Raw genomic sequence first — 11,698 nt, forward strand, 5'->3', positions numbered from 1 at the left:
GAACGTGAACGAGCATGAACGAAAGGGTGCGACGCCATGCCTGTGTCAACTGCCGCGTACGCGACCGACGAGTTGCCGGGTGAGACCGTCGACGCCCTGGTGATCGGCGGCGGTGCCGCGGACGCATCGAGGGCCTGGGCGGACTGGGGCTGCCGATGGAGGACCTGCCCGGGGGGATGGGGCACCGTTTCGCCTCCGGTATGGCCGGTGCCACCGAGGTGCCCGGGGTTTGGGTGGCCGGTAACGCCACCGACCTGACCGCCCAGGTCGGCGCCTCCGCTGCGGCCGGTGCCCTGGCCGGCGCCCACATGAACGCCGACCTGGCCGCCGCCGACACCGAGGCCGTCCTCGCCGCCGCCCAGTGCGGCATCGCCCACGCCTGACGCCCGCCAACTCGTCGACACCCCCACCCATACCTCCGCCGATACCCCACCGCCCTCTGCGACGGCGGCGTACAGACGCGGGCCCGGCTCCAGACCCATCGCCCTGACCCATCACCCAGACCCATCACCTTGGGCCACCTCGGCGTCCAGCCCAACCCAGCGCTGCTCCCGCACAGATATCCGCATGCCCTCTTCCATCCCCATGCCCTTTTTCGAGAGGAATCCATGAGTACGAACCAGCCTCCGCAGGTGAGTGCTGCCGAGACGAGCCGGGCCGCCGTCGCCGTCGCCGTCGCGGACGACGTGCCGGACGCACGCCGCCGTCGCACGATCCTGATCGCTGTCTGTATCGCGTTGATGGCTGTCATCGCCTCGGTGTCCGGACTGAACGTCGCCCAGCCCGACCTCGCCGTCGCCTTCGGCGCATCGCAGAGCACGATTCTGTGGATCATCAACATCTACACCCTCAGCCTGGCCGCGTTGCTCCTGCCGCTCGGTGCGCTCGGCGACCGCTGGGGTCGTAAGCCCATGCTGCTCGCCGGACTGGCGGTCTTCGGTGTCGCCAACGTGGCGGCGGGCCTTGCCCCGTCGGCTGAAGTCATGCTCACCGCACGCCTGTTCAGCGGCGTAGGAGCAGCGATGATCATGCCCATCACCCTCGCTGTCATCACCTCGACCTTCCCGGCGGAGGAGCGCGGGCGGGCGATCGGCGTGTGGACCGGCGTCGCCGGAGGTGGCGGCGTCCTGGGTATGTTCCTCTCGGCCGCCCTGGTCGACGTGGCGAACTGGCGGTGGCTTTTCGTCCTGCCCGTCGCGCTCGTGATCGTGGCTCTCGTGATGGCGTTGCGATCGGTTCCCAACTCCCGCGAGAGGTCCGGGCACGCCTTCGACACCGTCGGCGCGTTGACCTCCGTCGTCGCGGTGGTCGGCCTGATCTTCGTCCTTCAGGAGGGGCCCGAGCGAGGCTGGACCGCACCCGTGACCGTGCTCGCCCTCCTCGTCGGTGTCATCGCAGCCGTCGGCTTCGTGGCCTGGGAACTGCGCCGCCGGGATGCCTCGCTCCTGGACATACGCCTCTTCGGCGAGCGCTCTCTGGCCAGCGGCTCGATGACGCTCCTGGTGGTCTTCGGTGTCCAGGCGGGGATCTTCGTGGTCCTCTTCCCGTTCTTCCAGGCCGTGCTCGGCTGGTCCGGTCTCCTGTCCACCCTGGCGCTCATGCCCATGGCCGTGCTCATGATGATGGCATCCGGCCTCGCCCCCAAGCTGGCCGCACGTATCGGCGGCCGGTCCACCATGGCGACAGGAATCCTCCTGGCCGGCGCCGGTCTGGCCCTCATGGCGACCTTCGTCTCGGTCGACGGCGGCTACCTCTCCGTCCTTCCCGGCATGCTCGCCATGGGCATCGGCATGGGACTGTCGATGACGCCCTCGACCGAGGCCATCACCAGCACCCTGCCGCGTGAGCGCCAGGGCGTCGCCTCCGCACTCAACGACGTCACCCGGGAGTTCGGCACCGCGCTGGGCGTCGCTCTGCTCGGCGCGCTCCTGTCCTCCGGCTACCGCGGCGCCATCGACTCCCGGCTCGACGGCGTCCCTCAGGGCGCCGCCGACACCGCACGCGAAGGCGTCGCCAACGCCGTCGAAGTGGCGAAGGGAACGGGTAGCCATGCGCAGGCGCTGGTCCGTGCCGCTCAGGAATCGTTCGTCGACGGGTGGCAGCAGGCCATGTGGGCAGGCGTCGCCGTCATGGTCGCCCTGTTCTTCTACGTCCTCATCCGAGGCCCGCTGAGTCCCACGCACCCACCCGAGGCGAAGGAACAGGACGAGTCCAACGGCACGACACACCCAAGCGAAACGGCCTAACCGTGCCAGGACCGCCACAGCGCCGCATATGCGCCGTCCGCCGTGACCAACTCGTCATGGCTGCCCAACTCGGTGATCCGACCGCTCTCGACCACCGCGATCACATCCGCGTCATGCGCCGTGTGCAGACGGTGGGCGATGGCCACGACAGTCCGTCCGTCCAGGACCCGCGCCAACGACCGTTCCAGATGCCGGGCAGCGCGCGGGTCGAGCAGCGAGGTCGCCTCGTCCAGGACCAGCGTGTGCGGATCGGCCAGGACCAGCCGGGCCAGCGCGATCTGCTGCGCCTGCGCCGGAGTGAGCGCCACTCCGCCCGAACCGACCTCCGTGTCCAGGCCGTCATCGAGGGCCCGCGCCCAGTCGTCCGCGTCGACCGCGCCGAGCGCCGCCCACAACTCGGCGTCCTCGGCACCCGTACGGGCGAGGAGCAGATTGTCCCGCAGGGACCCCACGAACACGTGGTGCTCCTGATTGACCAGCGCCACATGCGCGCGCACCCGCTCCGCCGGCATCCGGGACAGCTCCGCGCCACCCAGGGTGATCACACCGTCCCTCGGCGCGTAGATCCCGGCCATCAGCCGCCCGAGCGTGGACTTGCCCGCACCGGACGGTCCGACCAGGGCCATCCGCGTGCCGGGCTCGACCTTCAGCGACACCTCCCGCAGGACGTCGACGCCGGCGCGGTAGCCGAAGTGGACGTCGTCCGCCCGCACCGTACGGCCGTCCGGCGACACCGAAGGATCACCCTCGTCCGGCTCGATGTCCCGCACGCCCACCAGGCGGGCCAGCGAGACCTGGGCCACCTGCAACTCGTCGTACCAGCGCAGGATCAACCCGACCGGATCCACCAGCATCTGGGCCAGGAGGGCACCCGTCGTCAACTGGCCGATGGTGATCCAGCCCTGGAGTGCGAAGACACCGCCCACCATCAGCACCGAGCACAGCACCGTGACATGCGTGAGGTTGATGACGGGGAACAGCACCGACCGCAGCCACAGCGTGTACCGCTCCCAGGCCGTCCACTCCGTGACCCGCCGGTCCGACAGCTCGACGCGGCGCGTACCGAGCCGGTGCGACTCGACGGTCCGGCCCGCGTCCACGGTCTCGGCCAGCGCAGCCGCGACGGCGGCGTACCCGGCCGCCTCGGACCGGTAGGCGGACGGCGCCCGCTTGAAGTACCAGCGGCAGCCGACCACGAGGAGCGGCACCGCGATGAGCACGGCGGGAGCCAGCGGCGGGGCGGTGACGGCGAGTCCGCCGAGCAGCAGCGCCACCCAAACGACCCCGATGGCCAACTGAGGCACCGCCTCGCGCATGGCGTTCGCGAGCCGGTCGATGTCCGTGGTGATACGGGACAGCAGATCGCCCGTACCGGCACGCTCCAACACCCCGGGAGGCAGTCCCACGGAGCGGACGAGGAAGTCCTCGCGCAGATCGGCCAGCATCCGTTCACCGAGCATCGCCCCGCGCAGCCGCACCTGCCGCACGAAGAACGCCTGCACGACCAGCGCGACGGCGAACAGCGCCACGGACCGCTCCAGATGCAGATCGCGCAGGGCACCGGCGCCCTCCGAGACGTGCTCGACGAGGGAACCGAGCAGGTAGGGCCCCGCCATCGACGCGATGACCGCGACCGCGTTCACGGTGACGAGGAGGAGGAAGGCCCGGCGGTGGCGCCGGAACAGCTCGCCCACATAGGCCCGCACTGTCGCGGGGGCGCCGACCGGCAGCGTGTTCGCCGTCGTCGGGGCCGCCGGGTCGTAGGCCGGGGGCGCTAGGCCGATCATGCCTTCTCCTCGATCTCTTCCAGCTCTTCCCAGGTGCCCGCGGCCGGCCGACCACGGGATTCGTCGGGCCGCCCGGACCCCGACAGTTCTTCCGGATGCCCGGATCCCGCCAGCTCCGCCGGATGCCCGGACTTGAGGGCCCGCAGTGCCGCCTTGTTGTCCGTCCGCGCCGCCTCGTCGTCCGTCTCCCGGGTCACGACGGCCCGGTACCGGGGCTCGGTCCGTACCAGTTCACGGTGCACACCGACCGCCGCGACCTCCCCGTCGTGGACCAGCACGACCCGGTCGGCGTTGTCCAGGAGCAGCGGCGACGAGGTGAACACCACCGTCGTCCGGCCCTCCCGGAGCGACCGCACGCCCTCGGCGATCCGCGCCTCCGTGTGCGAGTCCACCGCGGACGTCGGCTCGTCCAGCACCAGCACGCCAGGGTCCGTGATCAACGACCGTGCGAGGGCGAGCCGCTGGCGCTGGCCGCCCGACAGCGAGCGGCCCCGCTCGGTGATCCCCGCGTCCATGGGGTCGGACGCGTCGAGCGCACCCTGGGCCAGCGCGTCGAGAACGTCGGTGCACTGCGCGGCCTCCAACGCGCGCCGGGCCGGTACGGCGCCCGACGAGGGGACGTCGAGCAGTTCGCGGAGCGTCCCGGACAACAGCACCGGGTCCTTGTCCTGTACCAGTACGGCCGTGCGTGCCGTGTCGAGCGGAAGCTCGTCCAACGGCACCCCACCGACCAGCGCGGACGGCAGGTCATCGGCGACGGAGGCATGGCCACCCAGTCGTTCCGCGAGACGTCCGGCGGCGTCCGGGTCCCCGCACACCACGGCGGTGAAGGAACCGTCACGCGCGAGCAGCCCGGTCGCCGGGTCGTACAGATCGCCCGAGGGCACCTCTGCCGTACGCGACCCGTCCGAGTCCATCGTCCGTTCCAGCGACAACACCCGTGCCGCGCGCTTCGCCGAGGGACGCGAGAAGGAGTACGCCATGGCGATCTCCTCGAAGTGCCGCAAGGGAAAACTCAGCATGGTGACGGCGCCGTACACGGTGACCAGGGCCCCCACCGAGATCCCGCCGTCCTGCGCCAGCCGCACACCGCGCCACACGACCACGATCAGCAACAGCCCCGGAAGGAGCACCTGGAGGGCGGCGATCAGGGCCCACATCCGCGCGCTGCGCACGGCCGCCCTGCGGACCTCCTGGGAGGCACGGCGGTACCGGTCGAGGAACAGCTCCTCGCCGCCGATACCTCGCAGCACCCGCAGACCGGCGACGGTGTCCGACGCCAGCTCGGTCGCGCGCCCGGCCTTCTCACGCTGCACATCGGCACGCCGGGTCGCCCGTGGCAGCAGCGGCAGCACCGCGAGGGCCAGCACCGGGATGCCCACCGCCACGACGACACCGAGGGAGGGTTCGTAGAGCACCAGACCGACACAGACGAAGACGACCGTGAGGGCGGCGGCGGCGAACCGCGACAGCGCCTCGACGAACCAGCCGATCTTCTCTACGTCCCCCGTGGACACGGCCACGACCTCCCCGGCGGCGACCCGGCGGGTGAGCGCCGAACCGAGCAGAGCGGTCTTTCGGGCCAGGAGCTGCTGGACGCGCGCGGCTGCGGTGATCCAGTTGGTCATCGCGGTGCGGTGCAGCATCGTGTCGCCGAGCGCGATCGCGAGGCCGAGCAGGGCGATGAACCCACCCGCTACGGCGAGGCGTGAGCCGGAACGGTCGACGACGGACTGGACGGCGTAGCCCACGGCGTACGGAAGGGCCGCCACGGCCATGAAGTGAAGGAGGCCCCAGGCGAGGGACTTGAGCTGACCGCCGAGCTGGTTCCGGCCGAGCCAGAGCAGGAACCGGGGGCCCGTGCGTGCGTCGGGCACACCCGGGTCGGCGTAGGGAAGGTCTCGAATCTGCATGGTGTCCCAGGGCTCGGATGGCGGTCTTGGAGAAGTGGGCGAAAAGGGAGGGAAGTGGAGAGAAGCGGACAACAATCCAGCGGAGCAAACCGTGAAAGGTTCGCGTTCCGGCTGCCCTTCAGGCAAACGGTTTTATGTGGGACGGCAAAGATTCGGCCCCCGTCAGGTGTCCTGGCGTGGGGTCGGCGCTGGACAGGAGGGGGCTGGTGCGACGATGGGGCGTATGCGGATATCCGGTGCGGTGCGAACGGGGGTCGTTGCTGCGACCTGTGGTGTTCTGCTGGCGTCGCTCACGGGGTGCGGGAGTTCGGGCGACGGAAGCTCGGCCAAGGGCGACGCGAACGCCAGTAAGGGGCCAGGACGCCGACGCGCGCGCGAGCGACCTCAAACGTATCCCCGATGTGGGTGACCGTCTTCAGAAGCAGATTCCCGCCTCGGCGCGTCAGGTGGTCGCGGTGTACGGCGAGGACGCGGACTCGGCCGACGCGACCGTGGTGCTGTACACGAAGAAGGGTTCCACCTGGAAGAAGACCCGGAGTTGGGACGGCCACAACGGTAAAAAGGGCTGGACGCCGGATCATCACGAGGGGGACAAGCGAAGCCCGGTCGGGGTGTTCTCGCTGACCGACGCCGGGGGAGTGCTGCCCGATCCGGGTGCCGCGCTGCCGTACACGGAGTCGGCGGGGTTCCAGGCTCCGCACTACTGGGCGAAGTCGCACTGGCACGACTTCGACTACGTCATCGCGATCGACTACAACCGCGTCAAGGGCACCTCGCCCAACGACCCGACGCGCCCGCAGGGCCAGTCGAAGGGCGGCAGCATCTGGCTGCACATGGACCACGGCAGCGGTACGTCCGGCTGCGTGAGCCTGTCGAAGTCAGGGATGGAGTACCTGCTGCGCACCTTGGACCCGAAGCAGCACCCGGTCGTGGTGATGGGGGACAAGGCCGGCCTCAATGCGTGACAAGTGCGGCTCTCTCGTGGGTCTCCAACTGCGTCTCCAGTGGGTCTTCAGCTGGATCTGTAGTGCCTCAGTAGTAGTGCCTCAGTAGTAGTGCCGCAGCGAAGGCCACAGAACCGACCACGGCTCCGTCGCCCCCGCGCACAGCAGCACGACAGCGCCCTGTTCCTCGTTGTCGACGCCGAACCCGTTGTCCACGCGCGCGACCTCGTGGCAGTCGGTGAAGTGGCGCGACAGGAACCGTTGGCCTTCACGTTGGGCGACGAGCAGGACGGGCCCGTCGGCGGAGTCCGGCGGTGGCCCCCAGTCGGCGAAGCTCATATGGCCCGAGTAGGGCCTCGGCAGACCACGACCGGGCCCGTACAGGGCGAGTGCGCCGGCTTCGCCGTAGTTCTGCGCCAGGACGACCGCACGCGCGCGGGAGTCCGCCGGAACCTTCGCCCAGCCGTCACGCACCGCGTCCGCCAGGACCGGCCAACCCACCTGCTCACCCTGCTCCTTGTTCATCGCCATGGGTACAGCGAGTGCGCTGGGCGGCAGAGCGGGCAACGTCACCATGGCGTTGATCGCGGCGGTCAGGACGACAGCGGTCCCCAGCAGCGCGTTCCGGACGCGTCGACGGCCGCCCCGTACCCACGTGAGCAGCGGTTCGCAGCCCGCCGCCAGCAGGACGATCAGCAGCGGCACGGCGTAGTAGCCCTTGCCGCCCGCCGCGAGGACCAGCACGCACAGCAGGGGGTACGCGACGGCGAAGGCGCGGGCCCAGCGCAGCGCGGGGTCCCGCCACAGCCGTAGCCAGCCGGCGATCCACACGGGGACGAACAGGGGGGAGAGATAGATGAGTTGCTGAGGCACGAACAGGGCGCGGTTCTCGGCGCCGTCATCGGTGCTGATCCCGTCGGCGACGGTGAGTTGGGGCCAGTCGTGGTCCGCCTGCCACCACAGATTGGGCAGGGCGAGCGCCAACGCGAGGACGATTCCCGCCGCGAGCCATCCGCTGCGCAGAACGCGCCTCGGCCCCACCGCGATGACGCCCGCGAGGAGTACCGCGACGAGCAGCACCACCAGGTACTTGTTCTGGACGCCCACCCCGACGGCCGCGCCGACGGCGACCCACCAGCGGCCGTCGCCCGTGCGCAGGAGGCGCAGCATCAGCCAGCTGATGAGCAGCCAGGCGAGGAGGTCGAAGGTGGCCGTGGACACCATGTGGGCGACGGCGAGCAGTTGCCCGCCGAGCGCCGCGAGGCCCGCCGCCCAGAGTTGGGCACGCCGCCCGCCGCCGAGTTCGCGGGCGATCAGCGCCACGATCACGACGCTCACCATCGAGGCGAGCGTCGCCGCCACGCGCAGACCCGCCGTCCCGTCTCCGACGAGGGTGGTGGAGGCGCGGGCGATCAGCGGGGTCAGCGGTGGTTGGTCGACATATCCCCAGTCGAGATGGTCGCCCGCCGCGAGGAAGTACAGCTCGTCACGGTGGAATCCGTACCGACCCGACAGCGCGGAGAGCACGGCACCGAACGCGGCGGCCGTCGCCAGGACCGGGACGGTCGCGAAGGGCTTGAGGAGTGCGGGGCGCCCGTAGCGGTCGGCCGGGGAATCGTCCTGTGTTCCCGGCGAGGTCACGTCCATCGCACGCTCCGTCTCCCTGTGGGCCCGGCCGTACGGGGGTGAGCGTCCCATCGCCCAGGCGGAGCGTACTGGGCGGACCGGGCCGGGGTCGATACCGCGCGGAGGCGTCATTGCACCCCGCGCCGTGCACCCGTAGAACTCCGTGCATGAGAAGACGGATCGCCATGCCCATGCTCAAGTTCCTGCCCAGGTCCATGCCCAGGTCTCTGCCCGTGTCCACCGCCCGTGTCCGCCTCGGTGCGTGTGCAAAGGCGCGCGCCCTTACTCCTCCTCATGGGCCTCCTGATGGCCCTGACCACCTTCACCGGCCCCGGTTCGGCGGCGGCCGTGACCCGTGCGCCGACTGATGCTGCTTCGCCGACCATGATGCGGGCCGCTGCCGAACCGCCGCCCGAGTTCGGTACGGACTGGCACGATCCGCTCACGGCGGCGCCACCGATATCCAAGCCGGGCACAAAGGCGTGCGAAGTCACCGTCGCCGAGGCGCAGTTCCGGGACTTCACGCCGTACAAGGGCGCCTACGCCCCGCCTCGCGGGTGCGGTGACCGGTGGAGCAAGGTGGTGCTGCGACTCGACGGCAAGGTCAAGGGACGGCAGTACGACCGGCTGGGCTATTTGCGCATCGGCGGCGTGGAAGTCCTGCGCACGTCCACCCCTCAGCCTTCACCTGACGGCATCGCCTGGTCGGTGGAGAAGGACGTCACGCGCTACAGCGACACGCTCCGCCGCGCGCGGGACGTGGAGATGCTCATCGGGAACGTCGTTGACGACACCTACACGGGCATCCTCGACGTCAAGGTCACGCTGACCTTCTACGCGGCCGAGCGCACCGCCAGGTCCGCCACCCAGAACCCCCAACACACCCAACACACCCAGGACACCCCGGACCGCGTCCTCACCCTCGACAACGGCACGCTCACGACCCCGCGCAACTCCGAACGCCTGCTCGCGGAGGTGTACGCGACGGGATCCGGCGGCGGCTGCGAGGAGTACTGGTACCTGACCGTGCCGGACGAAGCCCCGTACTCCTGCAAGGCGGACAACGGCCCCTACCGGGAGGTGCAGATCAAGGTCGACGGACACCTCGCGGGAATCGCGTCCCCCTTCCCGACGGTCTGGACCGGCGGCTGGTCCAACCCCTTTCTCTGGTACGTGATTCCGGGCCCCCGCGCCTTCGACGTGCGGCCGATCACGTATGACCTGACCCCGTTCGCGGGCGTCCTCAACGACGGCAAGGCGCACCGGGTCGAAGTGTCGGTCGTTGGCGTCCCGCAGGGGCAGAGCGGCTGGAGTACGCCGGTCAATGTCCTGGTCTGGCAGGACGAGGGCCGTAAGCAGGTCACCGGTGCCGTGACCCGGCAGCAGGAGAGCGTTCCGGACAACTCCACCTCCTACAAGCCCGGTTCGGAGCACCGGCTCGACACGGAAGGCGGTCACCGACTGACAGTCTCCGGCTATGTCGACACCTCCCACGGCCGTGTGACGACGACCGTGACCCGTGCGCTCGCCCACACCTCCACGCACCGCTGGACCGCCGGCGAGACCATGGACGCGCTCGACGCGCGCTGGACGGACGACGAGACGGTCACCACGGCGGGACGCGGCCCCGCGCGCGTGATCCGCGCCGACCGCACGTACACGATGGACGGGACGACGACCCTCGGCGACGGCGACCGGCTGCGTACCGTCCTCGCGCTCGGTGACCGCGCGGCCGTCGAGGAGTCCCGAGGCGGACGGACGGTCGCCTGGCAGCGGCTCGACGACTCCTACGCGGGTGATGCCACGTACACGGCGAACGTCCCGCGTGATCAGCGGCACGCGGTCGCCACCACCAGTGAGCGGTACCGCCTGTACGGCAGCGGTAGTTGCTACGACCGGAGTCTGACGACCGTCCAGGGCGCCCTTACGCGGGACCGCACCCGCTGCTGAGTGCTCCGCGGGAAGACCGGTGCGGAATCCGCCGGCCGTCGGTGGCTGGTCGCGCAGTTTCCCGCGCCCTTGGCGGGGCGCTGTACCGCACCGGACTTCCCCGATCCTGCTTGGTGCGTGTCACGGAACGGTCACAGGTGTTCGGGCTCTGCGACAGGGGGCATCCCCGATACAACGCATTGTCGGCCCGGACGGTCTACATGGGCGCAACCTCGCAGTTCGCGTGAAAGGAAGAAGCCACACATGGGGGACATTCGCAGAAGGAGCGCCGTCGCTCTCGGGATCACCGGCCTGGTGGCCCCGTTGACGCTGGCGCTGGGGGCGGCTCCGGCCAGTGCCGCGTCGTGCACGACGCAGACCGGCCCGTATCAGAAGCAGGTCGAGAAGTTCCTCGGCCGCCCGGTCGACGGCAAGCAGTCCGCGGCCGACTGCAAGGCGATCCGGGGATTCCAGAACAAGCACGGCATCACGCCGAACATCGGCTACGCGGGCCCCGTGACCTGGGGCGTGATGGACCTGATGAACAAGCAGAAGGCCGTCGGCAACAAGCCCAACAAGGACGGCAAGTGCCCCGTCAACAAGGGCCGTATAGCCTGCGTCAACCTGACGCTTCAGCTCAGCTGGATCCAGGACGGCAAGACGCTGGTGTACGGGCCGGTGCCGGTGCGCACGGGCCGTAACGGGTACGAGACCCGCACCGGTCTGAAGAAGGTGTACTGGCGCAACATCGACCATGTGTCGAGCATCTACAACGTACCCATGCCCTACAGCCAGTTCTTCGACGGCGGCCAGGCGTTCCACTCGGTGGGCCTCAGCATGTGGAACCCGCCGGGCTCGCACGGCTGCGTGAACATGCGTACCGCCGACGCCAAGAAGTACTGGTCGCTTCTGAAGAAGGGCGACGACGTCTACGTGTACGGGCGCAAGCCGGGCACCTGATCGCCACTGCCTTGACGCGATGCGATGCGACGTGGGGCGCGGCCCGGCTTCTGACGCCGGTGTCCGCGCCCTGATCTGTGGTCGAAGACCGTTCCGCCCAATGAGACACCTATAGGTGTCCATTGACAGGCGTCGGCGGCTGCCGTCACGATGTTCTACATGCTCACGACGCACCCGCGGCGCACTTCCAGCACCCTCTGTCGCTGATCCGTTCCTGATCGCGCACTGCCCCTGATCGGGCACCGTCCCTGATCACAGGCGCCGCCCGACTCCTGCCGGCAACGCTGATTGCC

6 protein-coding genes and 2 pseudogenes are annotated in these 11,698 nt (G+C 69.9%); 5 read left to right on the top strand and 3 right to left on the bottom strand.

Annotated elements, in window-relative coordinates:
* Positions 1-116: 116 nt before the first annotated feature.
* Positions 117-383: pseudogene (locus tag ACFVT5_RS06880) on the top strand (NAD(P)/FAD-dependent oxidoreductase); the annotation flags it as partial.
* A gap of 225 nt (positions 384-608) precedes the next feature.
* Positions 609-2,246: an MFS transporter gene (locus ACFVT5_RS06885; RefSeq protein WP_389882247.1), complete on the top strand. Its 1,638-nt coding sequence runs from the start codon at positions 609-611 to the stop codon at positions 2,244-2,246.
* Here the strand turns inward: ACFVT5_RS06885 and ACFVT5_RS06890 are convergent.
* Positions 2,243-4,033: an ABC transporter ATP-binding protein gene (locus tag ACFVT5_RS06890; RefSeq protein WP_389882249.1), complete on the bottom strand. Its 1,791-nt coding sequence runs from the start codon at positions 4,031-4,033 to the stop codon at positions 2,243-2,245. The two genes, ACFVT5_RS06885 and ACFVT5_RS06890, sit on opposite strands and share 4 nt — an antisense overlap.
* On the bottom strand, positions 4,030-5,946 hold the full coding sequence (locus ACFVT5_RS06895; protein WP_389882251.1) for an ABC transporter transmembrane domain-containing protein: 1,917 nt from the start codon (positions 5,944-5,946) through the stop codon (positions 4,030-4,032). Before ACFVT5_RS06895 ends, ACFVT5_RS06890 begins: the two co-directional genes overlap by 4 nt.
* 223 nt (positions 5,947-6,169) lie before the next feature.
* On the opposite strand from ACFVT5_RS06895, the pseudogene ACFVT5_RS06900 reads away from it, so the two are divergent.
* Positions 6,170-6,911 (top strand): annotated as a pseudogene (locus ACFVT5_RS06900) (L,D-transpeptidase family protein).
* An 81-nt stretch (positions 6,912-6,992) separates the two neighbouring features.
* Here the strand turns inward: ACFVT5_RS06900 and ACFVT5_RS06905 are convergent.
* On the bottom strand, positions 6,993-8,537 hold the full coding sequence (locus ACFVT5_RS06905) for a glycosyltransferase family 39 protein (protein ID WP_389882253.1): 1,545 nt from the start codon (positions 8,535-8,537) through the stop codon (positions 6,993-6,995).
* Between the two features lie 363 nt (positions 8,538-8,900).
* On the opposite strand from ACFVT5_RS06905, the gene ACFVT5_RS06910 reads away from it, so the two are divergent.
* Both ACFVT5_RS06910 and ACFVT5_RS06915 read left to right on the top strand, forming a co-directional pair.
* Complete coding sequence (locus tag ACFVT5_RS06910; RefSeq protein WP_389883581.1) at positions 8,901-10,466, top strand: peptide-N4-asparagine amidase; 1,566 nt, start codon at positions 8,901-8,903, stop codon at positions 10,464-10,466.
* A 243-nt stretch (positions 10,467-10,709) separates the two neighbouring features.
* Complete coding sequence (locus ACFVT5_RS06915) at positions 10,710-11,405, top strand: L,D-transpeptidase family protein (protein WP_389882255.1); 696 nt, start codon at positions 10,710-10,712, stop codon at positions 11,403-11,405.
* The last annotated feature ends 293 nt before the right edge of the window (positions 11,406-11,698 follow it).

It is taken from the genome of Streptomyces sp. NPDC058001 (genome assembly GCF_042886315.1).
Classification (GTDB): domain Bacteria; phylum Actinomycetota; class Actinomycetes; order Streptomycetales; family Streptomycetaceae; genus Streptomyces.

Bases quoted from the DNA above. Each gene is read 5' to 3' on its own strand.
- ACFVT5_RS06885 (WP_389882247.1), top strand. From the start codon at position 609: ATGAGTACGAACCAGCCTCCGCAGGTGAGTGCTGCCGAGACGAGCCGG.
- ACFVT5_RS06890 (WP_389882249.1), bottom strand. From the start codon at position 4,033: ATGATCGGCCTAGCGCCCCCGGCCTACGACCCGGCGGCCCCGACGACG.
- ACFVT5_RS06895 (WP_389882251.1), bottom strand. From the start codon at position 5,946: ATGCAGATTCGAGACCTTCCCTACGCCGACCCGGGTGTGCCCGACGCA.
- ACFVT5_RS06905 (WP_389882253.1), bottom strand. From the start codon at position 8,537: ATGGACGTGACCTCGCCGGGAACACAGGACGATTCCCCGGCCGACCGC.
- ACFVT5_RS06910 (WP_389883581.1), top strand. From the start codon at position 8,901: ATGATGCGGGCCGCTGCCGAACCGCCGCCCGAGTTCGGTACGGACTGG.
- ACFVT5_RS06915 (WP_389882255.1), top strand. From the start codon at position 10,710: ATGGGGGACATTCGCAGAAGGAGCGCCGTCGCTCTCGGGATCACCGGC.